A 26,564-nucleotide genomic window follows, 5' to 3' on the forward strand; every position below is an offset into this window, starting at 1 on the left:
AGACTGCGCCGCCTCATTGCGCTGCACATGCGAATCCGCACCACATCGCACCCGCAACCATATCGCCAATAGGCGCAAACCAACGCAGTTCATCGACAATCGGGTTGCTGAGAATGCCAAGCTTGTCAACCTCCACCTCGACGACATCCCCGGGCTTCATCCAAAACGGCGGATTGCGCTTAGCGCCGACGCCGCTTCCTCGGCCCGCACATCTTCGACCGGATCCGCATCGCCAACAGCATCGAGCATGGGCTGACCGAGCCCGACCATCCATGGGCGAACGGCCAGGCCACGCGGATGAACCGAACAATCAAGGATGCCATCGTCAAGATCTACCACTATGACGGCCTGGAAAGTCTCAAGGCCCATGTCCCGACCTTCGTCGCCACTTACAACGTCGCCAAACATCGTGAGGTGCTGCGATGGCGAACGCCCTGTCAGGCAATCTGCCGCGCCTGGACAAAAGACCCCTCAATCTTCAAAATTGATCCGCACCAGCTCATACGGGGACCAAACACCTAGCGTTAGGCGAAAAATACTGCCTCTCTGCGCCAATGCTTCGAAAAGGGATCGCTGGCCGGCACCGTACCCGACAGTATTATCGGCGCCGTTCGCCAGTTGAACAGCCACGCCACTGCTGACAATTCAAGGGAAGAGAAGATAGTGACTCACGACCATAGCCACGACGACGACCATCACCGCGACGATCACGACCATCATGATGCCGACCATTGGCGCGAGCACGGCATCAAGATCATCCCCGGCAATGCCCTTGATCCGAATACAGCGCAGACACCGGGCATGAACCGGGCGACGGCGATCAACAATGCCCGCGCCGGCGCCGAGAAAATCTGGGCCGGCACGGTGACGATCCACGCCAATGCCAAGACCGGCGCTCATCACCATGGCGATCTCGAAAGCATCATTTATGTCGTCAAGGGCAAGGCACGCATGCGCTGGGGCGAAAACCTCGAATTCGTGGCCGAAGCAGGCCCCGGCGATTTCATCTACGTTCCGCCCTACGTCCCGCACCAGGAGATCAATGCCAGCCGCGACGAGACGCTGGAATGCGTCCTCGTGCGCTCCGGCCAGGAACCCGTCGTCGTCAATCTCGACATCGAGCCGGTGGAGAAACCAGAGGAAGTGCTCTGGAAAGATCCAATCCATAGATAGGACACGGAGGCTCGGCCACGCCTGCGCTCACGCCGGAACGATACGAATCCCGTAACCTCACGATACAAGGCTTGATACCGCGCCTACGATCCGGCCCCAAAAAAGGTCAATCGATTGAGGACCGTGTAGTGCGATTCCGACACCATCAAAGCGACGAAGACGAGCACGAGGACGGGCGGAAGCAGGATGGCATAGATCAGCGCCAGCCGTTCCCAGGCCATATGCATGAAAATGGCAACGATCAGCCCCGCCTTCAGGACCATGAAGAGGAGGATCAAAGACCATCGGAGATAGCTCTGGATGCCGAGATAGTCGACGAGGTAGGAGAAGGTGCTGAGGACGAAAAGCAGCCCCCAGACCACCATGTAAAGTTTGATCGGATGCTGCTGTCCGGAATGTGCCTGCGTCTCGGCCATGATGCCATCCTCACCACAGATAGAAGAATGCAAAGATGAAGACCCAGACCAGATCGACGAAGTGCCAGTATAATCCCGTGATCTCGACGATCTCGTAGTGGCCCTTGCGGCTGGTGAAAAACCCCCGCCTTTCCTGGTCGAAATCTCCCCGCCACACCTTGCGTGCCATGATCAGAAGAAAAAGAACGCCGATCGAGACGTGGGTGCCGTGAAAACCGGTGATCATGAAGAAGGACGAACCGAACTGCGCCGCACCCCATGGGTTTTCCCAGGGCCGCACTCCCTCTCTGATCAGCTTGGTCCATTCGAAGGCCTGCATGCCGACGAATGTCGCGCCAAGGACCGCCGTCGCCAACATCAGCACGGCGGTCTTGCGGCGATCGCGCCGGTAACCAAAGTTGACGGCCATCGCCATCGTGCCGCTGCTGCTGATGAGGACAAACGTCATGATGGCGATCAGGATCAGCGGGATTTCCTGGCCGCCGATCGTCAGGGCGAAAACCTCACTGGGATTGGGCCACGGGACGGTGGTCGACATGCGCGCCGTCATATAGGCCAGCAGAAAACAGCCGAAAATGAATGTGTCGCTCAGGAGGAAGATCCACATCATCGCCTTGCCCCAGGAGACGTTCTTGAACGCCCGCTGGTCCGACGACAGATCGGCCGCGACGCCACGCAGTCCCACGGGCCGCAGAAGCGGATCGGTTGCCGGTCTTTCTATGGATTCGGTCATCATCGAAACTCCTCAGGTGACCAATTGACGGCAGAGATCGACGAAACTGTTTGCCCAGCCGGCAAAGAGCGCAAAAAGGATCAGCCAGACAATGAGCATGAAATGCCAATAGATGGCGCAAAGATCCACGCTCAGGCTGACCCTTGCCGGGGCGCGGCTGGTCCGGGCGCGGATTGCTGTCCGTCCAAGCACGAAAAGCCCGCCCAGAATATGCAGGCCATGCAGCCCGGTGATCATATAGAAGAAGCTGTTCGATGGGTTGTCCGCGAGAACATAACCTGCCGACACCAGTTGTCGCCACGCCAGAACCTGTCCGGCCAGAAACAGAACAGCCAGTGCGAAGGCCACGGCAAGAGCCGTGTTCAGCATCTCGCTGCGGTCGAGACGGGCTTCGGTTTTAGCCCATTGCAGCGCAACGCTGCTGGCGGCAAGGGCGGCCGTATTCACCCACAGCAATCGCGGGATCGGGATACTCCACCAGTCGGTGCCGCTGAGGCGGGTCAGATAGGCACTGATGAGAAGCGCGAACAAGGCGCCGACGACGGCAAGAAAGATGCCGAGACCGACTTTCGCCGCGGTTGCCGGCGATCCCCGCAACTCCGGCGCATCGCCCGCAGGCCCCGCTTCCAGCCAGGGCTTCGAGGTCAACCGCTGCCGCGCCATCCACCAGGCGATGATGCCGGCAATCCCCGCCATGAAGATCAGAATGGCGCTCATGACAACGCCCTTTCGGACGGCCCGCTCGAGGCCGGCTGGTTTTGCGGCAGGAAGTCCTGATCCGCTCCGGGAACACTGTAATCATACGGCCAGCGATAGACGACGGGCAGCTCCTTGCCCCAGTTTCCGTGAACAGGTGGTGTTTGCGGCGTCTGCCATTCCAGTGTCGTCGCTCGCCACGGATTGCCGCCCGCTTGCCTGCCCCAGCGAAGGCTCCAGGCGAGATTGAACAGGAATAGAAGCTGAGCGGCGCCGACGACCAGCGCGGCGACGGTGATGTACATGTTCAGCGTATGCGCCGACGGCGGGATGAAGGCCGTTTCGCCAAGCTCGTAATAGCGTCGCGGCACGCCCATCAGGCCGAGATAGTGCATCGGGAAGAAGATCGCATAGGCGCCGAGAAAGGTGATCCAGAAGTGGATATGGCCCATCGTCACGTTCAGCATGCGACCCGTGACTTTCGGATACCAATGGTGGATGGCGCCGAAGATCACCAGCAGCGGCGCGACCCCCATCACCATGTGGAAATGGGCAACGACGAACATCGTATCCGAAAGCGGCACGTCGACGACGACATTGCCGAGAAACAATCCGGTCAGTCCGCCATTGATGAAGGTGACGATGAAGGCGAGCGCAAACAGCATCGGCAACGTCAGATGGATATCGCCGCGCCAGAGCGTCAGCACCCAATTGTAGACCTTGATCGCGGTCGGAATGGCGATGATCAAGGTCGTGGTGGCGAAGAAGAACCCGAAGTTCGGATTCATGCCGCTGACATACATATGGTGTGCCCATACGACGAAGCTCAGCGCTGCGATGATGAGGATCGCCCAGACCATCATCCTGTAACCGAAAATGTTCTTGCGCGCATGGGTGCTGATCAGATCCGAGACGATGCCGAAGGCAGGAAGTGCGACGATATAGACCTCAGGATGGCCGAAGAACCAGAACAGATGCTGGAACAGGATCGGGCTGCCGCCTCCTTGCTGTAATTGCTGACCCATCTCGACGATAGCGGGCATGAAGAAACTCGTGCCGAGCAACCGGTCGAACAGCATCATGACGGCGGCGACGAAGAGTGCCGGAAAGGCAAGCAGCGCCATGACGGTCGCGGTGAAGATGCCCCAGACCGTCAGGGGCATTCGCATCAGCGTCATGCCGCGGGTGCGCCCCTGCAACACGGTCACGACATAGTTCAGCCCGCCCATGGTGAAGCCGATGATGAACAGGATCAGCGACGACAGCATCAGGATGATGCCCCAATCGCGCCCTCCCGGCGTCCCCGACAGAAGAGCCTGCGGCGGATAGAGCGTCCAGCCAGCGCCCGTCGGGCCGCCAGGCGCGAAAAAGCCGACGACCAGTACGATGACGGCAAGCAGGTACAGCCAGTAGCTCAGCATGTTCGCATAGGGAAACACCATATCGCGGGCGCCGAGCATCAAGGGGATCAAATAGTTGCCGAAACCGCCGAGAAACAGCGCCGTCAGCAGGTAGATCACCATGATCATGCCGTGCATGGTGATGAACTGATAATAATGCTCTGCGTCGATGAAGGAAAAATAGCCGGGAAAGCCAAGCTGCAGGCGCATCAGCCAGGACAGCACCAGCGCCACCATACCGATCGAAATCGCGGTCAGGGAATATTGAATGGCGATGATCTTGGCATCCTGGCTGAAGACATATTTCGTCCACCAGCTTTTCGGGTGATAAAGCTCCACATCCTCGACTTCAGCCGGCTGGATGACCTGCTCGGTGCCCGATCCAATATCGACCATATTCCATCCTCCCTGTTCCCTCCGATACGGCCTTCCTTCTCAGATGCGCATGAGACTTACTGTTGCGCCGACGCCAGCGATTTCGAGAAAGTCGGCTGTTGCTGCAGCCAGGCTTGGTAGGCAGTTTCGGTATCGACGACGACAGTGCCGCGCATCTGCGGATGACCGACCCCGCACAACTCCGCGCAAAGAACTTCGAAGGTTCCCGTCCGCGTCGGCGTGAACCAGTAATAGGTGACCGAACCTGGGATCATGTCCATCTTGGCCCGGAATTCCGGCACGTAGAAATCATGCAGGACGTCGATCGAGCGCAGAAGCATCTTGACCGGCTTGCCGGCGGGTATGTGCAGTTCGCCGCCTTCGACGATGACGTCGTCCAGTCCCGCGGGATCGTTCTTGTTCACACCGAGCGGGTTGTCCGGACTGACATCGCGCGTGTTCGCCCGTCCGAGTCGCCCGTCCGCTCCCGGCAACCGGAAACTCCATTGCCATTGCTGAGCGACGACTTCGACCTCGCTGGCATCGGCCGGGACCGTGACGAACTGTTTCCAGACGAACAGGCCCGGGGCGAGCATTGCGGCGACGCCAATTGCGGTTCCGCCGGCGAGCCACCATTCCAACCGCTTGTTTTCAGGCTGATACGCCGCCTGGTTTCCGGCGCGATGCCTGAAGCGGAAGACACAATAGGCAATGAACAACACGACCGCCGAGAAAACCACGCCGGTGATCCAGAACGTGATGACGATCGTGTTGTCGATATAGCTCCAATTGGATGCGATCGGCGTCCACCACCAGGGGCTCAGCAGATGGAACGCAATCGATCCCACCACCAGCAAGACGAGAATCACTACGACAGCCATCGTCTCCTCCCTGACCCGGCCGCGAACGTCTCCACAATCCCATCGCGAAACGTTTCAGTATTATCTCATGAACAAGTCAGACGAGCAATTGTAACAACGACGGAGGCCCCCCCCGGCAAGCGGTACAGCGCGTCTACATCCGGCATCTCGCTATTTGGAATATTGCTTCAGATAGGCGATCAGGTTGGTAATCTCGGTATCGTCCTTCAGCCCGACAAAGGTCATTTTCGTTCCCTTCACCTTTGCCTTGGGATCGTGCAAATAATCGCGGAGCGAGGTCTCATTCCATACGAGGCCACCCTTGCCCGCATCCTGCATGGCCGGCGAATAGGCGAAATTCGGATGTGTTCCGGCCGTCCGGCCGAACAGGCCGTTCAGCGAGGGACCGACTTTGTTCTGGTCCGTTTCGGCCACGTGACAGATCGCGCATTTCTTGAAAACGGTGGCCCCTGCCGTGACATCGCCTTGCTGCGCGAGAGCATCGAGCGGGACAGCAATGGCGAAAAGCAGACAGATCGGAAGAAAACGGTCAGACATGGCAAGCCTCATTCTCTTCATCGCTATCCCAACCGACGCACCTCGCATCAGACTGGTCGCAATGGCTTGGGGGATGATCCCGGCAGTCAGTTCCTTTACGAATTCAAGGTCTGCGGTTCGGATAGACGGGGGCAATCAATTTTCGATACAGGTGCCAGGTCGAATGCCCCAGGATAGGCATGACGACCGCAAGACCGGCAAAGATCGGGATCGTGCCGACGACGAGCAGCGCCGCGACGATCAATCCCCAAAGCGCGACCGGCCCCGGATTGGCGAGTGTGGCGCGTATGCTCGCCTCCACGGCCGCAACGGCGCCGACATCCCGGTCCAGCAGCAGCGGGAAGGTCACCACCGTCGTCGCCAGCACGACAATCGCGAAAACGAACCCGGCCAGATTTCCCCATAGCATCAACGAGAAGCCCCGCGGGGTCGTGAGCACGTCCGACAGCAAGGCGGAGATCGACGTCATGCCGGCCCCATCGAAGGCCATAGTGTAGATGCGCTGGGCGACGATCAGCCATGCGATGAAGAGCACAAACAGCATGAGGCCGACAGCAACGATCGACGGTAACGCCGGAGAGTGACGAACGTCCAGCGCATGATGCCAAGAGCTATCCAATCCCTGTTCCCGGCGTCGACTGATCTCGTAGAGACCGATGGCCGCGATCGGACCGATCAGTGCGAAGCCCGACATCAAGGGATAGAGCAGCGGGAGCAGGTCGGCATCAGAGCTCCACATGATCAGGAAGACGCCGGCGATCGGGTACATCAGACAGAGAAAAACATAATGAGATGGTTTCGCCGCGAAGTCCGCAAGTCCCGACTTCAGGGCATCCACGATATCGGCGACGCCGATCTTGCGGACCTCGGGGCGCGAGAATTCACCGCTCGCACCGGCCATGACATGGAATGCCGCCATAGCACCTTCCTCCTCCACCATGGTCCGGCTGGCGGTGCGAATGCGCCCGGCAAATTTTACCGACACGTCAAACCGCAACCGGCGGATGGAAATCTATCAAATCTTCCTGTCTTTGTCGCCTGTTTCTTAAATTGGACGATTGGATAGCCGTCATTTCCTGCGCCGGAACGATCAACGATTTCAGGCACGAGCATCCGGAGGGCGATACCGTCCAGGCGGTAAGATCGTGCTTGTGGAGCCATGCTGTATCGCGGTGGTGTTGATTTCCAGCGCGGTCCGGGTTGACGACCCTTGGCCCTGAAAGACGTGAGCGGAACCGGCAAGGTCGATATTTATGAGGTGCGGTACGGATCTCAAAACCGCTTCCATGCTCCTGCCGATTCATGTGTCAAATCTACAGGATTCGGAAAGCTGCACCGAAATTGCCGACGAGCCCAAACCTGGGCTTGAAGCATCCAGGTTCTCGTGAGGGCGCTGATCCGCGCTTCATACAGAGCGGATCAGCAAATCGAAATCGTTGCCTGACGTCACAGGGCCTTTCTGTTTCTCTCCGCAACATCATATGCCGCAAGATATACAGACCAAGGCTCCGTCAGAGCATTTAATCAACCGAAAGCACTTCGCCCGAGCCCCGATCGATCACGACTTTGATGTCATCGCCGTCGCGGTCCACGCCGCGTACGACAAAGACATTTCGTCTACGCGCGACATCATCCACATCTTGCACGCCGTTGCGCCGCGCGATGCGTATGGCTTGGCGCTCGCTAATACCCATGTCACGGGGCGGCGGCGGCTCCATGCCGGGATTGACGCGTACGCCACCGGGACCGATCTCGATGCTTTGTGAGAACGATGGTGTTGCTGACATGATTGTCGTGACTGCGATTGCCGCTATGGCAAAATTCTTGAGCATGGGGCCGTCCAGAAAAATTATGTGCGATTTATGGTGCGATACCGACACTTTCCCCTTTCGCCGTTTCATGGCGAATAATCAAGAGCAGGGTCTGGCCGGCAACGATCTTGCACTTCGACTTTGGGAAAAATTGACCTGATCATGCGCGCGCAAGGACGGGTGTTGCCTCTCGCCGGCGAGACAGTGGAAACGGGATAAGCCGGGCCGAAGATGTAGACCCGTCTTCGGCCGCCTGCAGGAGATCATCGATCAGTTTCGCGAGATCCGCATCCCGCAAGCCCGGAAAAGCCAGAGCGGCCTCGCTCATCAGCATGGTAAGAATGGCCGCGGGCGGATAGCTCGCGGTGATCAGGATTGTAAGATTGTCAGCCAGGTCATTCATTGTCTTGAGTGCGCCGCCAACCACATCATGTGTTTGTCGCATTTAGGGTTTCTCGTTGTTAATCCAACGCAATTCCGCTAGCAGCCGGTGTCTTGCCCAAAGGTATAGATAACCGGCCGCATTTTAACGATCGGCTCCCGGATCGGTGTAATGACGATCTGTCCAGCTCGCGAGTGGACCGAAGGATTGCAGGCCGAATGAGCGGCAGACGACCGAGCTTATGATGCGGATAACCCGCGATGATATCATCGTTAATCCGGTCGGCACCCAGGTGGAAGCAGATGATTTTCCACTCGGAGAATACCGAACCGGAGCCCAACCTATGATGGTGAATCAGACTAAGGTCTGAATGCCCAAGGCATTGGTCCTATGGCTGTGGAAAGGTGGGATTTTGACGATATGCTAATGCGCGATGATTTGCTGGGAACAGCCGCGATCAAGGTTGACGGACGTTTGGAAAAGGGAGCGCGCAGGGATGTTCGCTTTGTCATTTAAGACGTCGGCCTTGTGCGGGCGTTAGCTGTTACTCTCGTGGGAGGAACTGTTGTCGGCGTCACACATACGGCATTCGTCCAACATCGAAATGGCGGCCGCGGCATGCCGCAGCACGATCAAATAATGGGAACATCACGTGTCTGAACGTCAACCCCGGCTGCTCAATCTCACTCGCAATATCGTCTGTTCGTTCGTGGCAAACAACCTTGTCACTTCCGACGGCGTCCCCGATCTCATAGAAGGCGTCTATGCAAGCCTGTCGGGCGTCTTGGATGCCGGGACCGACGTCGCAACGCCTAGACAGCACAGGTCTGCCGTGCCCACGCCTGCCGTGCCCATCGCGCTCTCCGTCACTCCGGACTACCTCGTTTGTCTGGAGGACGGCCAAACGTTCAAATCGCTGCGTCGTCATTTGCGTGTCAAATACAAGCTGACGCCGGAGCAATATCGCGTCAAATGGGGATTGCCCGCCGACTATCCCATGATAGCGCCGAACTATGCCGCCACGCGCTCGAGAATAGCCAAGGAAATCCGATTCGGCAGGACATCGGTTCCCGGGACGGAATATGAGCCTGACTAACTCGACCTTCGCACGCACGAACTGGAAGCAATCAATCGCTGGGACACGATGCGTGACCGGCTCGATGATATCTCCCGATTTGGCAGCGACCCGAATTCTGATGGGAGCTTGATGGGGCCGAGCAATATTTAGCAACAAGCAAGAAAGATCGGGGAAGCACGCAATAATTACAACGCTTTCCGATTCGCACTGTCCATTGGTGAGATAGAAGAATGAAGCCAGCCATAAATCCTCCCCCTGCCGACGACGCATCGCAAACGAGATATATGGATGCATGCACTTTTGCCCTTGAGCCTTCTGTCGAAAGCTTGATTGCCGCGGCGTTGGAGGCCGGTTGGGATCAAGGGTCCGTTCTTCTGGCAATCATAAACAACGCCATGAGCCGCGCCGAGAAAGCGCAATTGCCTCCTCAGCTAATGCATTCATAACCGATGATCGGTTGGTCAGAGCCCATGTCAGACAGAAAATTACATCTCGTTGAAACCATGCAGGTCTATTTCGCCTTCAAAGGCGAAATGAGAAGGCTGAAGGACGTCTTGGAGCAGGAGCGCCGCGCGTCCGACGAAACAATCGCCAATTTTTACGATGCACGCAAAAATGCACCATTTGCCTTCGAGATTACCCGGTTCACCGAGTGCAGGAGGCAGATGGACTGCCTCCTGATAGAGGCCGAGAAGATTGTCGAAGGTCTGAATATCGCTTCGGAGGATCTCGAGAATACAAAGTCAGAGACCACGTAACTCTCGTAGGGCGCCGCCCCATAGCGAGATTTTCTCGTGACTTTCGGATGCCACTGCCGACCGAAAACGGTACATTCTCACGGTTAACTGCCAACGACACAAAGCGGGTCGGAAAATCACAACTTTCGACCGCCTCTGCCACAATTACGCCCGCCGTTTCCGGAATTGTCGGCGGCACGCATACCCCGTCGATCCCGGGGATAATCCGGTGCGTTCTTCGGGAAGTATGGTTTGTGACATGAAGACTGTAAGACTAGCCCTTTTGCCCGCCCTGGCTCTGCTGATGGCGAGCGCCACCGTGCATGCTCAGGAATGGCCGTATTTGCCGGATTATGGTGACGACCCGGATGGCGGCTATACCAATCAGCGTTACTGGCCGGAGGCGCCGCCGCGCCGTTATCGCGATGCCCGCCGCTTCGACGATGACTATAGCGATCAGGGTGGCTATTATGACGACGAAGACGGTGACTTTCCCTACCGCGCACGTCCACAGCGACGGGCTTCGATCGATCCACAATTCAATCCTGGCGTCAAAGATGACAGGCGGGCGAGCCTGGCGCAGTCGCCGATCCCGCGTACCGTCGTACCTTTCTCCGGCTACGAACCGGGCACGATCGTGATCTCGACCAAGGAAAAGCGCCTCTATCTCGTGCTCAACGACGGGACTGCGCTCAAATACGGCATTGGTGTCGGCAAGCAGGGTTTTGCCTGGAAGGGCACGCAGACGATCAGCCGCAAGGCGGAGTGGCCGAACTGGACGCCGCCCAAGGAAATGATCGCCCGCCGGCCGGAACTGCCTGACCGCATGGATGGCGGCCTCAATAATCCCCTCGGGGCGAGAGCGCTCTATCTCGGTTCCACCCTTTACCGCATCCATGGCACCAATGAGCCCAACTCGATCGGCAAGGCGGTGTCCTCCGGCTGCATCCGCATGGCAAATCCGGACGTGATGGATCTTTATGGCCGAGTCGGGGTGGGAACAAAGGTCGTCGTGCTCTGATAGCCCCCTCCCGTTTGGGTGTCCGTCTGGATAGCCATCGTTGCGTATCATAAGGCGAAGGTCGCCCTGCCCCCTATGAAGCCCGTTGCATGGTGCTGCCATTTGTCCGCACCGGCGCCTGCTCCCACCGTCGCTCAGGGCCAGATCGGCCGTTCGCGCCTGGTAATGTCCGACAGGATCACGTCCATCGCGGCGATCTCCGGGGCGGATATCTCGTGAGCGCGATCCGGAAAGATCTCGCAGCGCAGGCGCGCCCGCGCCCGCGCCAGCGCCTCGGCGGCGGCCGAGAACGCATCTGTCGATATCCACGAATCCTTGTCCGAGCCCGTAAGATAGACCGGCATGCAGTCGAGATCGGCAAAGGGCCGCTGGCAGGACGCCGTGCCGACCCGGCAGCCGGTGAAATTGATCATCGTACCGGTCCAGGGGCCGTGCTGCATGGCGTATTCGATCGCCAGGCAGGCGCCCTGGCTGAAGCCGGCGATCACCAGGGGCACATGCCGCCGCGTGCTTCGGGCCGCTTCCACCACCAGGCTGCGGATATGGGCGACGGAATTGCCGAGCTGCTGGCGGGTCACATCCGTCAGGCAATCCGTGGCGCGAGCGTCGTACCAGCTGTTACCGGCCGCACGCGGCAGGATATAGGCCACGCCGGTCGTCTTCAGCCTTGCGATCGCCTGCTCCTGCATGTCCTCCGGCGATTGCGTCCGCCCATGAATAAAGATGCAGTGAACAAGTGCCTCCCCGGGCGATGCGCCGAGGAGGAGGGGTGTTTCGTGTCTTGCCATGGATCGGGCTCCGCTCAGAAGTTGGCGGGTTCCAGTCCGGCGATCAGTTCCTGCTTGCGGTCCTCGAACCAGGGCGGGAAGACGAGCGTTGTGCCGATCTTGTCGGCAGGCTCGTCGAGTGCCCAGCCCCCTTCGACCGACCATGCAATCTCGAACAGTGCTCCGCCCGGCGAGCGGACATAGCAGGACTTGAAATAGTTGCGGTCCTTCTGGTCGGAGACGTCGGTGAAACCGAGGCCTTCGAGATGCGCCTTGAGCTTCAGCTGATTTTCCTCGTTGCCGGTATTGAGCGCGAGATGGTGGATCGTGCCGCCGGCGAGCGTCCAGGTTCCCTGCGGGCCGTTCGATTCCTGCAGAACCTCGACCATGCTGTTCGGACCACCGGCATTCGGCACGGAGAACATCAGGCCTTCGTCACTGTCGGCTTCCTTCTTCATCGACATGCCGACGCCGAGGAAGTCGTCCATTGCGGTACGGTCGAAGACGGCGATGGCTGCACCGTAGATACCCTTGATGCCATGGGCGGCGCTTACGCCCTGCGCTTCGTTGACGATCGGAGAGCGATTGTCAGCGGGACTCTCCACGAGTTCATGCGGAATGCCGCAGGGATGCTTGAAGGCGACGCGCGCGATGCCGAAGCGCGAGATTTTCCGGGCCTCGACGCCCTTGCCATTCAGCCGGTCGACCCAATAATCGGCCGCACCGACGGGAATCGCCTGCAGGATGATCTTCGACTGATTGGTGCCGCGCCGGCCATAGACGGCGGGCTTGCGGAAGGGAAACGTGGTGATGATGGTCGATGCGTCGCCGTTCCGCGATCCATAATAGAGATGATAGACCGGGATCGTGCCGTCGAACAGCACGGTACGCTTGACCGAATAAAGCCCGAGCACCTTGGTATAGAAATCGTAGTCTTCCTGCACGCCGTCGGTGCAGAGCGTCAAATGGTGATACCCGCTGACAAGAGCCATGTTCTCCTCCTCCGAATAGGGTCGACAGTCCGGATGCGGTTCCTCCGCCGTTCTCATCCGGAAGCCACGGGCGCCGCATGTCGCGGGCGCTGCGTGATGTCATGACTATAGTCCTTCCATTTGCCTGTTGATTGACATTGTTCATGCAGGCTATAGCAAATTGCTATGAAGATCGTGGAAGCTCACCTCGTCCAGCTCGCCGCCGTCATCGAAACCGGCGGCGTGACTGAAGCCGCCGCCATGCTGGGCATGACGCAATCGGCCGTGTCGCGAACGCTCTCGGTTCTGGAAAAGCGCATCGGCGAACCGCTCTTCGTCTCCGGACGGCGGCCGATGCAGCCGACGCCGCTCGGCGAACAGCTCGGCCTGCAGGGCAAGGCGATCCTCGCCTCGTCGCGAAAGGCGGCGGAGATCATCAGGAGTTTCAAGTCTGGATCGTCGGGCCGGGTGCGGATCGGCGGCGTGCCGTTTTTCATGGACGCGGTCGTCTCATCGATGATCGCCTCGTTCCAGCGCAGCGAGCCGGGCATCATGGTCCATCAATCCTACGGCAATTATGCAGACCTCGTCGCCGAGCTGGATTCCGGCCAGATCGACCTGGCCGTGACGCCGACCGGTTCCGTCGACCTGCGCGCCGACCTGCAATTCGAGCCGATCCTGACGGCGCGCAACGTGCTTGCCTGTGGTGCCGGCCATCCGCTGGTGCGCAAGCGCAATCTCGCGACCGAGGATATCGTCAACTATCCCTGGGTCGCTCCCCTGCCCGGCTCACCCCTGGTTCTGGACCTGCACAACATCCTGCTGACGCTCGGACTGACCGAAGTGTCCCTGCGCTTTGCCGGCGGCTCCCTGCTGAGCGTGGTGAACTACCTGACGGGTACCGATGCGCTGGCAATCCTGCCGCATTCCGTCGCCTATGCGTTCCGCGGCGAAAACAAGATCGGCATCATCCCGCTCGACATTCCACAGCCCGAGCGTGCCCTGGGCATCATGACGCGGAAGAAGCCCTATTCAAATCCCGCCGGACGGAAATTTCTCGGGCATCTGCGCCGGGAATTCTCCGAGCTGCGCCGGGCCGTCGAAAAGCACGAGAAAACCATCCAGTGGGTCCAGGGCCCGTTCATGGGCGAACGCGAGCGAAAGCTTGCGGTGGAATGAGCGCGCGGCTCGATCCGAACATGAAAAGAGAGCGCGGCAGCCACGCGCCCCTTTCGGCACCGCCTCATCTATAGACCAAGCCGATCAGCCGGTCTGCCGGGCCAGCACGAAATCGTGCCTGACGTCCCAGAAGTCGCCATCAAACGCATAGCGCCTGGCGCGGTCGGGATCATGCACCTTGTCGAACTTGGCGAGCAGGCTTTCCTTGACGCCGAAAACCGCATCCGAATGGATATAGGGATCGTCGGGATCGAAGATATGGGTCGTCAGCGTCTCGAAGCCGTCGGCGCTGATGATGTAATGCAGATGCGCCGGGCGGAAGGGATGGCGGCCGAGGCTGCCGAGCAGCTGGCCCACCGGACCGTCGTCGGGGATGGGGTAATATTTCGGCTTCACGGCACGGAACCAGTAATGACCGTCCGGGCCGGTCCGGAAAATGCCGCGCAAATTGAAGTCCGGCTGGATGCCCTTCTGCTGCACGTCGTAAAATCCCTCATCATTGGCCTGCCAGACGTCAATGACGGCATTGGCGATCGGCCTGCCCTCGGTGTCGAGGATGCGGCCTTCGATCACCATGTCCTCGCCCTTGCTGTCGAGGCAGATATTGGCGCCCATGGGCAATTCCGGCGCGTCGGCAACGTGGAACGGGCCGAGGACCGTGCTTTCGGAGGCTCCGGACGGTTTGCGATTGTTGATCGCATCGACCAGCATCGACACACCGAGAATGTCGGAAAGCAGGATGAACTCCTGTCGCCATTCGTTGCACATCTGGCCGGTGCGGGTCAGGAACAGGATGGCCTGCATCCATTCGTCCTGCGTCGGTTCCAACTCCTTGACCGCCTCGTGCAGTTTGCGGGTGATGACCTCCATCGCCTGCTTCAGCCGCTCGTCACCGGCGCCGGCGTTGCGGCCGGTCACGACCTCGACCGAGTTCTCCTCAGTGAAATAACCCTTCTCATGCGCTTCCATTGTCGCCTCACCGATCCAGAATGATTTTCAATACGCGGCGCAATTCGCCTTTGGGATCGGCGGCCATGGCCTCCGAACGCCAGGCGACGTGATGGTCGGGCCGCACGAGAACGACGCCAGCATCGCCGACTTCCCGCGCGCGCGCCCAATCGCCGTAATGGTCCTGCCATGGCTGCCGCGGCCCGATGATATGGGTCACGAGCGGCAGGTCGAGCTCCGAAGACAGTGCCCGTGCCGCCTCGATCCAGGCGCGCCCTCCGATACCGGTCAGGATGGTGAACCGTCCATGACCGCACAGGTCGAGCGTGGATGCTTTCTGGTTGTTGTCATTGAACAGCCAGACATGCGGCAGGCGTCCGCCGGGCCAGGTGGTCTGCTCGAAATGCAATTCCCGATCCTGCGTAAAGGCTGGCTCGGGCTGACCGTCGGCTTCCACCGCGCCCGATCGGTAGCGCTGGTTCATCTCCACGCCATGCGCATCGAACTCATAGACCTTGAAGGCAATGGCGGCACGAAGCGCCTCGCGCTGGTTCTCGGCGGCCTGCGTATCGTCGCAGCGACGATCCATGTTTTCCTGCATCTTCACCGGATCGATGGATTCGAGCAGGCCGAGTGCCCCGAAAATCGGGCCGAATTCCTCGATGGACTGATTGGCCCGCGTGACGATCTGCCTGGCGATTGGCGCACGCTCCTCGGTATAGGTCTCCAGGAGACCGGGGCCGGCCTGACCCTTGATGACCATGGCAAGCTTCCAGGCAAGGTTGAAACCGTCCTGGATCGACGTGTTGGACCCCAGCCCGTTGGATGGCGGATGGCGGTGGATCGCATCGCCCATGCAAAAGACCCGACCCTTGTGAGCCTGCGCCGCATAACAGTTGTTGACCGTCCAGGTGGAAACCGATGTGACCTCGATATCGATATCGGGATCTCCGATCAGGTCGCGGGCCACACCCTCGGCAAAGGCATTGTCGACATGCGGCGCGCCCTCGTTGATGTCGTAGCCCCAATTGATCAGCCACTCGTTCCAGGGCCGGATCATGCGTACCAGCCCCATGCCGATGCCGCCGACATTCGAGCCGGGCTGCAGCACCCAGTAAAGCACCGAGGGACGATGGGCGACATACCGCGCGAGATCGGCCTTGAAGAGGATGTTCATCGAGCCGGCCACACCCATCTTGCCCTCGAAGGGCAGGCCGAGATGCTGCGCCACCATCGAGTTGCCGCCATCCGCTCCGACCAGGTATTTCGAGCGCACCGTAAATTCCTTGCCGGTCAGACGGTCACGGCAGGTCGTCGTTACACCCTCGGCATCCTGCACATGGCTGACATATTCGGTCGACATCCGCGCCTGGGTGCCGCGCGAGCAGGCGGTCTTGAAGAGCAGCGGCTCCATGAAGGTTTGCGGCAGATCGTTCATCTCGGTGGGCGAGGACATCAGATGCTCCGCCTTGGACCGGGGATGCGTGCCCCAGGTCTTGAGCCGGCCCAGTTCCTCGCCGGCAAGCGACGTGCAGAAAACGTTCTCGCCCATGATGTCCTGCGGGCTACAATGCAGATAGGCCTCGCCCTCCACCTCGCGGCCGAGGTCGCGCAGCACTTCCATGGTGCGCTGGTTGGTGATGTGGGCGCGTGGCGTGTTGGCAAGCCAGCGGTAGCGGTTCACCGCCATGTTCTCGATGCCGTAGGTCGCCAGCAGCGCGGCCGTGGCCGAGCCCGCCGGACCTGTACCAATGATCAATACGTCGGTTTCGATATCAGCCATCAGACACTCCCTCATTCGTCTTTGTCTTGAGTTGGCCCGCCAGAATGCGGCGGACGGGAAACAGCTGGATTCCGGTGCGATCTGCAAACAGGCCCCAGAGACCGCGCGGCGTGAAGAGCATGATGAATATGCCGACGAGTCCGAGGATCAAAAGATACCAGGAGCCGTAGTCGGCCAGCACGTTCTGCAGGACGAAGAACACGATCACGCCGACGATCGGACCTTCGATCGTGCCGATGCCGCCGATCACCACGATGAAGATCACATAGGCCGTCCAGTCCGGCACCGAGAAGGCCGCGTCCGGCGAGATGCGCGCCTTCTGCACATAGATGAGCGCGCCCGTCAGCCCGGTCGCCAGCGCCGCCGTCAGATAGACGAAGGACTTGGTCCAGAGCGGATCGACGCCGACCGAGCGGGCGGCCTCGCGGTTGTCGCGCACCGCGGCGAGACCGAGCCCTTGCTTGGAGCGCAAGAGCTTGTAGATCAGGCCGATGGTGGCGACGGCAAGCACCAGCGCCAGCCAGTAGCAGACGATGTCGGTGGCCTGCGGCCCGCGCACCCCGAGCATGTCAGCGACCAGGCGGACGCCGAACATATCGCGCGCGACACCCGAGGGCAGCGACGTGCCGGTCCCGCCGCCAAGCGCCTTCCACTGCGCCAGGGAAAGCCGCACGACTTCGGCTATCACCCAGGTGCCGATGGCGAAATAGGCGCCCTGCAGGCGAAAGACGAAGAACGCCGTCGGCACGGAAAGCACGAGCGCAGCAAGCCCGCCGAGCAGGATCGCCACGAGCGGGTCGAGCGCCAGCAGGCTGACGCCGGCGAACATCGCATAGGCGCCAAAGCCGACAAAGGCCTGCTGGCCCACCGAGACAAGACCGGCATAGCCCGCGAGCAGGTTCCAGCACTGGGCCAGCACCAGCATGGTGAGGATGAAGAACAGATCCTGGACGACGGCACGCGAGACAAACAGCGGCGCCGCGAAGCCCAGCACGACGACGGCGACGACCAGCAGCATCGAAACGGAAGAGCCGCGCGTGCGCGTCGAAACAAGCCAGGATGTGGAAACACGATCCGTCATTTCAGTCCACCGCCCGTGGGAAGAGGCCGCGCGGCCTGATGAGCAGGACCAGCAGGAAGGCGACGTGGCCGGCCAGGATCTGCCATTCCGGATTGATCGCAGCCCCAAGCGTCTGCGCGACGCCGATGATGATGCCGCCCGCGAGCGTCCCCCAGAATGAACCCAGCCCGCCGATAATCACCGCCTCGAAGGCATAGATCAGGCGTGCCGGCCCCATGGTGGGATCGAAATTGGCACGGGTGCCCAGATAGAGGGCAGCGATCGTCACCACCATCATGGCTATCCCCGTCGCGGTCGCGAAGATCCGCTCGGCGCGGATGCCCATCAGGCCGGCCGTGGCGCTGTCGTCCGACGTGGCGCGGAAGGCGCGGCCCAGCGACGTGCGGTAGAACAAGATATTCAGGGCGACAATGACGCCGACGGCGGAGACGAAGGTCAGCAGGGGCATCGTGCCGATGCTGATCGGACCGAATTGCAGCGAGGCCGTTTCCAGCGCCCCGGCCGAGATCCGGCGGCTGTCGGCCGAAAACCCTTCGAGCAGGCCGTTCTGGATGACGACGGAAAGGCCGAAAGTCACCAGCAGCGGCGGCAGGATATCGTCGCCGAGCGTCCGGTTGAGCACCGCGAATTGCAGCACCCAGCCGAGCACGAACATGATCGGCAAGGCAATCGCGGCGGCGGCGAAAGGATCGAGGCCGAGTGCCGAAACCAGCGTCAGCACCAGGAAGGCGGCCAGCACGATCAGGTCGCCATGGGCCAGATTGACCAGTCGCATGATGCCGAAGACAAGGCTCAGCCCGGCCGCGAACAGCGCATAGAGACCGCCGAGCAGAACGCCCTGGATGATCGTATCAAGCCAGCTCATTGCGTGTGCGCTCCAAAATAGGCCGCATGGATATCCTCGCGGCTGAGCGCGGCCGGCGCGCCCGTCAGCGTCACCCGCCCCTCCATCATGCAATAGACCCTGTCGGCGACCTTCAGCGCCTGGCCGATATCCTGCTCGATGATGACGATGGAAGCGCCGGCCGCGCGTATCCTGGGAAAGGCGGCGTAGATATCCCTCACCACCACCGGCGCCAGACCGAGGCTGACCTCGTCGCAGAGCAGGACGCGTGGATTGGACATCAGCGCCCGGCCGATTGCCACCATCTGCTGCTGGCCGCCCGACAGCGCCGTGCCGGGGCTGTGCCGCCGCTCCTTCAGCACCGGAAAGAGATCGTAGACGGCATCGAGCGTCCAGATGCCATTGCCGCTACGGCCATACTTGCCGATCAGGAGGTTTTCCTCGACGGACAGCGACGGGAACAGGCGTCGGCCCTCCGGCACCATGGCGATGCCCAGTTGCACCACGTCGGGCGCCGGCAAGGCACCGATCTCCCGGCCGTCGTAGCGGATATGTCCGGGTGCATTGCGGATGAGGCCGGAAATCGACCGCAGCAGCGTCGACTTGCCCGCCCCATTGGCGCCGATCACCGCGATCGTCTCGCCCTCGTTCAACGTCATGTCGACGCCGAAAAGCGCCTGGAAGTCACCGTAGAAAGCCGTCAGACCTTGGATTTCGAGCAGAGCCATCAGACATCTATCCCGAGATAGATTTCGCGGACCTCCCGCGAAGCCATGATCGTGTCGGGATCGCCGACACCAATCACCCGGCCGAAATGCAGAACCACGAGGCGGCCGACGACCGATGTCAAGGCATGAAGCACATGCTCGACCCAGATGATCGATACGCCGCGCCGATGGATCGCGCGGATCGTCTCCACGAGTTCGCTGCATTCGCCGTCGGTCAATCCGCCCGCGATCTCATCGAGCAGCAGGATCTTGGGGTCGGTCGCCAGGGCCCGCGCGAGTTCGAGGCGCTTGCGCTGCAGAAGGCCGAGCGAGCTGGCCGGCTGGTTCGCCCGCGAAAGCAGTCCGGTCTCGACAAGAATATCGGCGCAGCGATCGCCGACGTCACGCTCGGGCCTGCGGGACCCGAAGGCGGCCGCCACGAGCAGGTTTTCGAAGACGGTCAATTTCCGGAAAGGCTGCGGAATCTGGAATGTTCGGCCGATGCCGGCCAAGCATCGCGCCATTGGCGGCTGCCACGTTATATCGCTGCCATCGAACAGGATCGTACCGGAATCGACCCGTATATTGCCGGTTATCAGGTTGAAGAGAGTGGATTTGCCGGCGCCGTTCGGGCCGATCACGCCGAGGGCCTCACCTTTTTCCAGCGCAAATGACACATTGTCGGCCACCTTCAGGGCGCCGAAGCTTTTCGATAGCTGATCAAGGGCGAGTATGGGCATCAGGGGTCTCGGTTTTCGGGCATCGATCGTTCTGGTGGCCCCGGATGCATCCCCCGACCGGTTCGGCGTCGAGGTTCAGCCCGGGCGATGGCTCAGGCAATGGCTTCCATCTTGCCGCCGGTCGGGATGGTGGGCGCGGTCTGGTTGTCGACGATGACCAGATCATAGCCGCCCCCATCCTTGAGGCGCCACTGGCCGCCGACCAGCGGCGTCTTGGCGATGTTCTTGGCCGCAAAGGGCGGCACGTTGGCACCATCCCAGGCCACGCGGCCGACAATCGTGTCGAGCTTCGAGGCGGCGATCGCCGATATCACCGCCTGGGAATCCGTCGGATCGGCCCGCTTCATCACATCCACCGCCAGTTCAAACAGCGCATGGACGAAGCCGATCGGCTGGGTCCAGGGGCGGCTGGTGGCGGCAGTGAACCCCGCGGCCAGATCCTTGGCACTCTGGCCAGTCAGCGACGACTTGAACGGATGGCTCGCCGACCACCAGACTTCGCAGGACAGGTTATGTCCGTGCTTGCCGAGCGCTTCGACGGCCTGCGGAAACAGGATCGCCTTGCCGATGGAGGCGATCTTCGGCTTGAAGCCCTGCTGCTGGGCCTGGTTCCAGAAAGTCGTGAAATCCGGCGGGATCATCACGCCGGTGATGATTTCGCCGCCATCCGACTTGAAGGCGTTGATCTGCGCCGAGAAATCATCGGTCAGGTTCTGGTAGCGGCCGGGATCGTTGAGCCTATAGCCGAGCTTTTCCAGCACCGGCGGGAAGCCGACCACCTTGTCGCCCCAGGCATTGCCGTCACCGTCATTGGGAAACAAGCCGCCGACATGTCTGTTGGTCTCGAGCTGGCCCCACATATTGGTGTAGACGGCGATGACGTCTTCCAGACCCCAGAAAAAGTGAAAGGCGCTGTTGAATGGCTTCCAGGACGACGGATCGCCCGGATTGCCCTGTTGGCCGATGAACCACGGCTGCCAGGGCGCCGCGGTCGAAATGCAGGGCACCTCCTCGGCTTCGCAGGTCGTCGCCACGGGATTGGTCGTCTCCGGTGTCGAGGCGACCAGAACCAGGTTCACCTTGTCGTCGACGATAAGTTCCTTGGCGACCTCGGCCGCGCGGTTCGGATTGGACTGGCTGTCCTTCACCACGACGTCATAGTTCAGGCCGGCAGCCTTGGTGGCGGCCATGAAGCCGTCGATGATGAACTTGTCGGCTTCCGCGAAGGCGGCCAGCGGACCGGTCTGCGGACTGACGTAGCCAAGCTTGATCGGCGCCCCCTGCGCAATGGCCGGCATGGTCAGGCCTGACGTCGCCGCCACGGCGCCCGTGGCGGCTGCGGACTTCAACAAGTCACGTCTCGTAATCATATGCCTTCCTCCTCCCAAAGAAATTCAATATGACGGTCGCGTGCCGCTCCAGGCCTCCTGCAACAGCGCGCGGATCGAGGTTCGATCGATCTGCCGTGGATTCGAATACGGATTTTTTGTCGCGATATCGGCCGCCCGGTCGAGATCAGCCTCGGTAAGGCCGAAATCCTTCAGCGCCATCGGCGAGCCGATCGACTTCGCAAAATCGTAGAGACCCTGTCCGGGCGAGCCGCCGAAAATCTCCGAGATCGGCGTCATCAGGCCGGGCACGGCTTCCGCATTGAAGCCGATCGTATGCGGCAGCATGATCGAATGGGTTTCCGCATGCGGCGTATCGAAGCTGCCGCCCAGCGTGTGGCAGATCTTGTGGTGCAACGACATCGCCACCTGGCCAAGGACGGTGCCGCAAAGCCACGCACCATAGAGCGCCTTTTCGCGCGCCCCGGCATCGCGCGGACGTTCGAGCAGGACCGGCAGGGCCTCCTTGAGCGCTCGCATGCCATCGACCGCCATCATGGCGGTGATGGGATTGCGATCGGGCGCATAAAGCCCTTCGGCGGCATGCGCGATCGCATTCAGCCCGCTGGTGACGCTCATGGCGACGGGCAGGCCGACCGTCAGCTCCGGGTCGTAGATGACGACTTCCGGCGTGACCCTCGGGCTGCGCAACGTTGTCTTGGCACCCCCTTCGGTCTGGCCGAGGATCGGCGTAACCTCGGAGCCGGCATAGGTGGTCGGTATGACGATCTGCGGGATGTCGGTGCGATAGGCCATGGCCTTGCCGAGCCCGGTTGTCGAGCCGCCGCCCAGCGATACGACGCAGTCGGCGCCGAGTTCGGCGGCGCGGGCGAGTGCGCGCTCGGTGACCTCGACGGGTGTATGCATCGTCGCCTCGGTAAAGGTGCCGACCGCAAGCGGCCCGAGGCGTTTGGCCGTGATCTCGGCATCCGCGGCCTGGTGCGGCGTCGACAGCACGAGTGCACGCCGGCATTCCAGTACCTCGACCCACTTGCCCACATCGGCGCTGGCTCCGTTGCCGAAGATGATGCGCGCAGCAGTGCCCTGGTAGGTGAACGCTAATGTCATGTCGAGCCGCGCCCCTTTTTCGCCCGCACCATTACGAATGTGAAATCCAGCGACAAGGCGTCGCCTTTGCCTGTCGGCCTGAAGTCACCGATCAACTCCTCCTTGACGCCGAACAGCGCATCCTGCCCGAGGTGGGGATCGCCGCCGTCGTAGACATGCGTGCTGATCGTCTCGAACCCCTCGGCCTTGATCAGGAAATGCAGATGTGCCGGGCGGCGTAAGGGAAAGCCGAGACTGCCCAGCATCTGGCCCACCGGTCCGTCGGCGGGGACGGCATAGCCGCCCGGCCGGACTGTCCTGTAGCGGAAGCAACCCCTTGCGTCGGTGGTGAAAACACCGCGAAGATTGAAGTCCGGCTGCAGGTCCGGCTGCTGGTTTTCGTAGAACCCCTCGCTGTTGGCCTGCCAGGTCTCGATCGTGGCGTCGGCAATCGGCTGTCCGTCGAGATCCCGCACATGCCCGGTCACCGTAAGGGCCGGACCGGCGCCGTCGAGGGAGATATTGGCATCCATCGCCAGCCGTGGAGCATCCGCACGATAGAAAGGCCCGCGCACGGTGTTGGGCGTTGCCTCCTTCGGCCGACGGGTATTGATCTCTTCGATAAGCGCGGTGACCCCCAGGAGGTCCGACAGCAGCACCCATTCCTGCCGGCGGCCGTCGCTGGCATGGCCAACTTCGGTCAGGAATTCCACCGTCCGCCGCCAGTCGGCATGGGTGGGTCTCGTCTCCCGGATGAGCTTGTGCAGATGCTCTATGAAAGGAACCATGAAGGTTTGCAGGGCCCCCTCCGCATGCTTGTCGAGCCGCTGGGCCACAAGCTGCGCAGAATTATGCTCGCTGAACGATATATCGGGCATGACTCCTCCTATGCCGACAACTTAGCAGGCCCTAACCGAGTGCTTGATAATTTTTATCCAAGTTAATATACGATATTGTTATGAAGTTTGATGAGCGACATCTGGTGCAGCTTGCTGCGGTCGTCCAGGCCGGGGGCGTGACCGAGGGCGCGGCCCTGCTCGGGCTCACGCAGCCGGGCGTCTCGCGCACGCTTTCCATGCTCGAAAAACGCCTGGGCGAACCGCTCTTCCTCAAGGGCCGCCGGCCGCTGCAGCCGACGCCGCTCGGACGGGCGCTGGCCGATCACGGTCAAGCCATGCTCACGGCCTCCCGCAAGGCCTCCGCGCTGGTCGAGGGGTTTCGCCATGGCCGCACCGGCCTCGTGCGCGTCGGCGGCACGCCTTTCTTCATGGATGCGTTGATCGCCGGCATGTTCGCCGGATTTCAGAACGAGTTTCCCGAGATCAGGATCGAGCAGAGCTACGGCTATCTCTCCGAACTGCGCGCCGCGATCGTCGCCGACCGCATCGATCTCGCCATCTGCCCGATTGACATGCTCGACGAGGGATCGGGCATGCATTTTCAGGAATTGCTGCCGGGGCGCAATGTCGTCGCCTGCCGCGTCACGCATCCGCTGCTGCTCAAGCGCAGGCTGGCCGGCCCGGAACTGCTCGATTATCCCTGGATCGCACCGCCGCCCGGTAGCCCGCTGCTGGCGGACCTGCGCAGTCTCGTGCTGTCGCTGGGCGCCACCGAGACCAAGATCCGCTATGCTGGCGGGTCGCTGACCAGCGCCATCAACTACATGAAGGAAAGCGACGCGCTGACGATCCTGCCGCACAGCGTGGTCTTTGCCTATCGCAACGACAAGGCCATCACCGCGCTGCCGGTGAATATCCCTCACCCCGAACGCGCGCTTGGCCTGCTGCGGCGAACGGGGGACCCGAGCGCACCTGCCATTGAGGCGTTTGCCGCCTATATTCGTAAAAGTTTCGAAAATCTGAGGCATCTGATCAAGCGGCACGAGCAATCCGTGATCTGGGGAATTTAGAGCCTTTCCGCTTTTCTTCGAATCGCGAAAACGCTCTATCCTTTTGTTTCCTTAAGCATTCCGGACGGAAAAATGCTGAGCACTTTTCCTGGAACCGCTCTGGTGTCGCGGCCGGCGGTGCCCGCCGGCGCTTTGTCAGAAGGTCGCCGAATCGTCGGGCCACAGCAGCACCGGCGCTGAGACCGTATCGACGACAGGGCCGAGGGCGTGCCAGGCGCGGTTGGAATAGACCAGCGCCTCCGCCTGCGCCGTGGCATGCTCGCCCGGCGAGACGGATGTCAGTTCCGCCGTCACCAGGCATGCGCTCGGCGTTTCCAGCCGGTCGCGAATCTCGGCGCGGAACCACAGGGCGACCTGGGGGTAATAGGGCTCGCCGCTGTCGAGCCGTGCCCAGCGTACACCGGCTCCGAAGCGATCCTTGCCGCTCGTCGCGCAAAGGCGGGCGAGTTGCATATCCGGGCGCCGGACGAAATGAATAACGACCGACGCGGCCCGCTCGATCGCCTTCGCGCTCGACGACGATGCAGACAGGGAGAAGGCAACCATCGGCGGCGTGGCGCTGATGGAGATCAGCGAACTCACCGTCAGCGCCACCGGCCCCTCGCCGGCATCGGCCGCAATGATCGCCACGCCCGCCGGATGATGGCGGAAGGCGGCAAAAAACGCCTCGGCAATCGCCGGACCGGTGGCCGCGACACCCGTGTCGGGCAGTCCTTTCGCGACCATGCTCATTTCTTTTCAATCAGGTCGTAGAACTGCCAGATACGGTCGCCCCACAGGCCGGCAATGTCACGGCCGGCGGCGGCGACGATGTTCGGATTGATGGTGAAATGGTTGGCCGCCGTCAGCATCTCGCGATAGATCCGCTGCATCACCCCATAGCGCAGCGAAGCGCCGCCCAGGGCACGATAGACGAAATGGCAGGCATCGACACCGGCCTCGTGCACTTCGGACTTGGCCAGATGCACAAGGCTGATCTGGCGCGTGGTCATGCGATTGCCGGCTTCAATCGAAGCTTCGACCTCGCGCCAGACCTCAAACAGGAAAGCGCGCGCAGCGCGCACGCGGGCTTCGGCGCGGCCGAAATCGTACCAGAACTTGTCGCTCTCGCCGAGCAGGCCGGCGCGACCGGTCTTGGTCCTGGCATATTTCGCCGCTTCGTCGAGCATGCGGCGCGAGGTGCCGATCGCCCAGCCGGAATGGCCGATCGCCGCCAGGCCGACGACGCCGAGGCTGAAGAATTCCTTCATGCGCTGCGGTTCGGCCGTCAGGATCGGGAACACCATGTCGTCGGGGATGAAGACATCGTTGGCGGCATAGTCGATGCTGCCCGTGGCCTGCAGGCCGAGCACGTTCCAGTTGCCGAGCAGTTCATGATCGGCCACAGGCGCATGCGCGCAAAGCACGATCACATCCCCCTTTTCGTCCTTTGCCGGCTGGCCGTTGCCGTCATCGAGCAGGGCCGCGGTATGGGTGTATGTCGCGTGATAGATCCCGCTGGCGTAAGACCATTTGCCGTTCAGGCGATAGCCGCCGTCGACCTTCTTCAGCATGCCGGTCGGGGTGCCCTGGCCGGAGAAGCGATTGTCGGTCTTGCCGTCGAAAAGCCGGCCGATGGCGGTATCGGGCAGGAAGGCGGCGGACATCGCCCCGATGCAGGTATGCACCATGGACACCCAGCCGGCTGCACCACTGTGATAGGCGATCGCCTCGATGAGCTGCAGGCCCTGTGTCGGCGGCAGCTGCGCGCCGCCGATGTCCTCACCGGCGAAAACATGGCTCATGCGCAGCGGCTTCAACGCGTCGAAGGTTTCCTCGTTGAGGCGGCCGAGCTTTTCGTTGGCCTCGGAATTCTTGTCGAGGATCGGCCCGATCTTCTCCACATGGGCCATGAGGGATGCGAAGTCCGTCTTCGTGCCCCAGTAACCTTTGTCGTGCTTGATTGGTGCATTCATGACAA

The 26,564-nt window shown here is 61.2% G+C and carries 28 protein-coding genes and 2 pseudogenes; 7 read left to right on the forward strand and 23 right to left on the reverse strand.

Annotation, left to right across the window (positions count from 1 at the left end):
- Nucleotides 1-88: 88 nt before the first annotated feature.
- Nucleotides 89-193 (reverse strand): annotated as a pseudogene (locus tag FHX11_RS29945) (fumarylacetoacetate hydrolase family protein); the annotation flags it as partial.
- Between FHX11_RS29945 and FHX11_RS17075 the strand changes: the two are divergent.
- Both FHX11_RS17075 and FHX11_RS17080 read left to right on the forward strand, forming a co-directional pair.
- Nucleotides 190-522: pseudogene (locus tag FHX11_RS17075) on the forward strand (integrase core domain-containing protein); the annotation flags it as partial. The pseudogenes FHX11_RS29945 and FHX11_RS17075 sit on opposite strands and share 4 nt — an antisense overlap.
- A gap of 141 nt (nucleotides 523-663) precedes the next feature.
- On the forward strand, nucleotides 664-1,173 hold the full coding sequence (locus FHX11_RS17080; protein WP_184358856.1) for a cupin domain-containing protein: 510 nt from the start codon (nucleotides 664-666) through the stop codon (nucleotides 1,171-1,173).
- An 83-nt stretch (nucleotides 1,174-1,256) separates the two neighbouring features.
- Here FHX11_RS17080 and FHX11_RS17085 read toward each other — a convergent pair whose 3' ends face one another.
- From FHX11_RS17085 to FHX11_RS29845, 9 genes are all read right to left on the reverse strand, one after another.
- On the reverse strand, nucleotides 1,257-1,589 hold the full coding sequence (locus FHX11_RS17085) for a cytochrome C oxidase subunit IV family protein (RefSeq protein ID WP_184358857.1): 333 nt from the start codon (nucleotides 1,587-1,589) through the stop codon (nucleotides 1,257-1,259).
- A gap of 10 nt (nucleotides 1,590-1,599) precedes the next feature.
- On the reverse strand, nucleotides 1,600-2,322 hold the full coding sequence (locus FHX11_RS17090; protein WP_184359402.1) for a heme-copper oxidase subunit III family protein: 723 nt from the start codon (nucleotides 2,320-2,322) through the stop codon (nucleotides 1,600-1,602).
- Nucleotides 2,323-2,334: 12 nt separating this feature from the next.
- The gene (locus FHX11_RS17095; protein WP_184358858.1) at nucleotides 2,335-3,039 is read right to left on the reverse strand and encodes a cytochrome c oxidase subunit 3; all 705 of its coding nucleotides are present in this window, start codon (nucleotides 3,037-3,039) and stop codon (nucleotides 2,335-2,337) included.
- On the reverse strand, nucleotides 3,036-4,814 hold the full coding sequence (locus FHX11_RS17100) for a cbb3-type cytochrome c oxidase subunit I (protein ID WP_184358859.1): 1,779 nt from the start codon (nucleotides 4,812-4,814) through the stop codon (nucleotides 3,036-3,038). The genes FHX11_RS17095 and FHX11_RS17100 overlap by 4 nt, the downstream gene beginning before the upstream one ends.
- Nucleotides 4,815-4,870: 56 nt before the next feature.
- A complete protein-coding gene (locus FHX11_RS17105) occupies nucleotides 4,871-5,674 on the reverse strand; it encodes a cytochrome c oxidase subunit II (protein WP_184358860.1) in 804 nt (267 codons plus the stop codon).
- Between the two features lie 150 nt (nucleotides 5,675-5,824).
- Entirely contained in the window at nucleotides 5,825-6,211 is a 387-nt protein-coding gene (locus tag FHX11_RS17110; protein ID WP_184358861.1) for a cytochrome c family protein, read from the reverse strand.
- 103 nt (nucleotides 6,212-6,314) lie between these two features.
- The gene (locus tag FHX11_RS17115) at nucleotides 6,315-7,130 is read right to left on the reverse strand and encodes a DUF2189 domain-containing protein (RefSeq protein WP_184358862.1); all 816 of its coding nucleotides are present in this window, start codon (nucleotides 7,128-7,130) and stop codon (nucleotides 6,315-6,317) included.
- A gap of 601 nt (nucleotides 7,131-7,731) precedes the next feature.
- Nucleotides 7,732-8,043 (reverse strand): PepSY domain-containing protein, encoded by a 312-nt coding sequence (locus tag FHX11_RS17120; RefSeq protein WP_184358863.1) that lies wholly within the window; start codon nucleotides 8,041-8,043, stop codon nucleotides 7,732-7,734.
- Nucleotides 8,044-8,182: 139 nt separating this feature from the next.
- Nucleotides 8,183-8,467, reverse strand: a complete 285-nt coding sequence (locus tag FHX11_RS29845) for a hypothetical protein (RefSeq protein ID WP_210292494.1) — start codon at nucleotides 8,465-8,467, stop codon at nucleotides 8,183-8,185.
- A 589-nt stretch (nucleotides 8,468-9,056) separates the two neighbouring features.
- On the opposite strand from FHX11_RS29845, the gene FHX11_RS17125 reads away from it, so the two are divergent.
- The 3 genes from FHX11_RS17125 (at nucleotide 9,057) to FHX11_RS29950 (ending at nucleotide 11,240) form a co-directional block, all read left to right on the forward strand.
- A complete protein-coding gene (locus FHX11_RS17125) occupies nucleotides 9,057-9,500 on the forward strand; it encodes a MucR family transcriptional regulator (protein WP_184358864.1) in 444 nt (147 codons plus the stop codon).
- Nucleotides 9,501-9,952: 452 nt separating this feature from the next.
- The gene (locus tag FHX11_RS17130) at nucleotides 9,953-10,240 is read left to right on the forward strand and encodes a hypothetical protein (RefSeq protein ID WP_184358865.1); all 288 of its coding nucleotides are present in this window, start codon (nucleotides 9,953-9,955) and stop codon (nucleotides 10,238-10,240) included.
- Between the two features lie 238 nt (nucleotides 10,241-10,478).
- A complete protein-coding gene (locus tag FHX11_RS29950) occupies nucleotides 10,479-11,240 on the forward strand; it encodes a L,D-transpeptidase (RefSeq protein ID WP_246781050.1) in 762 nt (253 codons plus the stop codon).
- A 134-nt stretch (nucleotides 11,241-11,374) separates the two neighbouring features.
- On the opposite strand, the gene FHX11_RS17140 is transcribed toward FHX11_RS29950, so the two are convergent.
- Both FHX11_RS17140 and FHX11_RS17145 read right to left on the reverse strand, forming a co-directional pair.
- Nucleotides 11,375-12,028, reverse strand: a complete 654-nt coding sequence (locus FHX11_RS17140; protein ID WP_184358866.1) for a dienelactone hydrolase family protein — start codon at nucleotides 12,026-12,028, stop codon at nucleotides 11,375-11,377.
- 14 nt (nucleotides 12,029-12,042) lie between these two features.
- Complete coding sequence (locus FHX11_RS17145) at nucleotides 12,043-12,999, reverse strand: VOC family protein (protein WP_184358867.1); 957 nt, start codon at nucleotides 12,997-12,999, stop codon at nucleotides 12,043-12,045.
- A gap of 165 nt (nucleotides 13,000-13,164) precedes the next feature.
- Here FHX11_RS17145 and FHX11_RS17150 point away from each other — a divergent pair, with 165 nt between their 5' ends.
- Nucleotides 13,165-14,157 (forward strand): LysR family transcriptional regulator, encoded by a 993-nt coding sequence (locus FHX11_RS17150; RefSeq protein WP_184358868.1) that lies wholly within the window; start codon nucleotides 13,165-13,167, stop codon nucleotides 14,155-14,157.
- An 84-nt stretch (nucleotides 14,158-14,241) separates the two neighbouring features.
- Here FHX11_RS17150 and FHX11_RS17155 read toward each other — a convergent pair whose 3' ends face one another.
- The 9 genes from FHX11_RS17155 to FHX11_RS17195 all read right to left on the reverse strand — a co-directional run bounded on the left by FHX11_RS17155 (nucleotide 14,242) and on the right by FHX11_RS17195 (nucleotide 23,573).
- Nucleotides 14,242-15,126: an intradiol ring-cleavage dioxygenase gene (locus FHX11_RS17155; RefSeq protein ID WP_184358869.1), complete on the reverse strand. Its 885-nt coding sequence runs from the start codon at nucleotides 15,124-15,126 to the stop codon at nucleotides 14,242-14,244.
- A 7-nt stretch (nucleotides 15,127-15,133) separates the two neighbouring features.
- Nucleotides 15,134-16,888, reverse strand: a complete 1,755-nt coding sequence (locus FHX11_RS17160; protein WP_246781051.1) for an FAD-dependent monooxygenase — start codon at nucleotides 16,886-16,888, stop codon at nucleotides 15,134-15,136.
- Nucleotides 16,881-17,969, reverse strand: a complete 1,089-nt coding sequence (locus tag FHX11_RS17165; RefSeq protein ID WP_184358870.1) for a branched-chain amino acid ABC transporter permease — start codon at nucleotides 17,967-17,969, stop codon at nucleotides 16,881-16,883. Before FHX11_RS17165 ends, FHX11_RS17160 begins: the two co-directional genes overlap by 8 nt.
- A gap of 1 nt (nucleotide 17,970) precedes the next feature.
- Nucleotides 17,971-18,834 (reverse strand): branched-chain amino acid ABC transporter permease, encoded by an 864-nt coding sequence (locus FHX11_RS17170; protein WP_184358871.1) that lies wholly within the window; start codon nucleotides 18,832-18,834, stop codon nucleotides 17,971-17,973.
- Nucleotides 18,831-19,541, reverse strand: a complete 711-nt coding sequence (locus FHX11_RS17175) for an ABC transporter ATP-binding protein (protein ID WP_184358872.1) — start codon at nucleotides 19,539-19,541, stop codon at nucleotides 18,831-18,833. Before FHX11_RS17175 ends, FHX11_RS17170 begins: the two co-directional genes overlap by 4 nt.
- Nucleotides 19,541-20,260, reverse strand: coding sequence for an ABC transporter ATP-binding protein (locus FHX11_RS17180; protein WP_184358873.1), 720 nt, complete (start codon nucleotides 20,258-20,260; stop codon nucleotides 19,541-19,543). The genes FHX11_RS17175 and FHX11_RS17180 overlap by 1 nt, the downstream gene beginning before the upstream one ends.
- Nucleotides 20,261-20,352: 92 nt before the next feature.
- The gene (locus FHX11_RS17185) at nucleotides 20,353-21,630 is read right to left on the reverse strand and encodes an ABC transporter substrate-binding protein (RefSeq protein WP_184358874.1); all 1,278 of its coding nucleotides are present in this window, start codon (nucleotides 21,628-21,630) and stop codon (nucleotides 20,353-20,355) included.
- A 24-nt stretch (nucleotides 21,631-21,654) separates the two neighbouring features.
- Nucleotides 21,655-22,716 (reverse strand): maleylacetate reductase, encoded by a 1,062-nt coding sequence (locus FHX11_RS17190; protein WP_184358875.1) that lies wholly within the window; start codon nucleotides 22,714-22,716, stop codon nucleotides 21,655-21,657.
- Nucleotides 22,713-23,573, reverse strand: coding sequence for a dioxygenase (locus tag FHX11_RS17195; RefSeq protein ID WP_184358876.1), 861 nt, complete (start codon nucleotides 23,571-23,573; stop codon nucleotides 22,713-22,715). The genes FHX11_RS17190 and FHX11_RS17195 overlap by 4 nt, the downstream gene beginning before the upstream one ends.
- A gap of 80 nt (nucleotides 23,574-23,653) precedes the next feature.
- Between FHX11_RS17195 and FHX11_RS17200 the strand changes: the two genes are divergently transcribed.
- Nucleotides 23,654-24,604 carry a LysR family transcriptional regulator gene (locus tag FHX11_RS17200; protein ID WP_184358877.1) on the forward strand — a complete coding sequence of 317 codons (951 nt, stop codon included), beginning with the start codon at nucleotides 23,654-23,656 and terminating at the stop codon, nucleotides 24,602-24,604.
- A 135-nt stretch (nucleotides 24,605-24,739) separates the two neighbouring features.
- Here the strand turns inward: FHX11_RS17200 and FHX11_RS17205 are convergent, their stop codons facing one another.
- On the reverse strand, nucleotides 24,740-25,330 hold the full coding sequence (locus FHX11_RS17205) for a flavin reductase family protein (RefSeq protein WP_246781052.1): 591 nt from the start codon (nucleotides 25,328-25,330) through the stop codon (nucleotides 24,740-24,742).
- Nucleotides 25,331-25,332: 2 nt separating this feature from the next.
- Nucleotides 25,333-26,559, reverse strand: a complete 1,227-nt coding sequence (locus tag FHX11_RS17210) for an acyl-CoA dehydrogenase family protein (RefSeq protein ID WP_184358879.1) — start codon at nucleotides 26,557-26,559, stop codon at nucleotides 25,333-25,335.
- Between the last annotated feature and the right edge of the window lie 5 nt (nucleotides 26,560-26,564).

Source organism: Rhizobium sp. BK602 (assembly GCF_014195095.1).
Classification (GTDB): domain Bacteria; phylum Pseudomonadota; class Alphaproteobacteria; order Rhizobiales; family Rhizobiaceae; genus Rhizobium.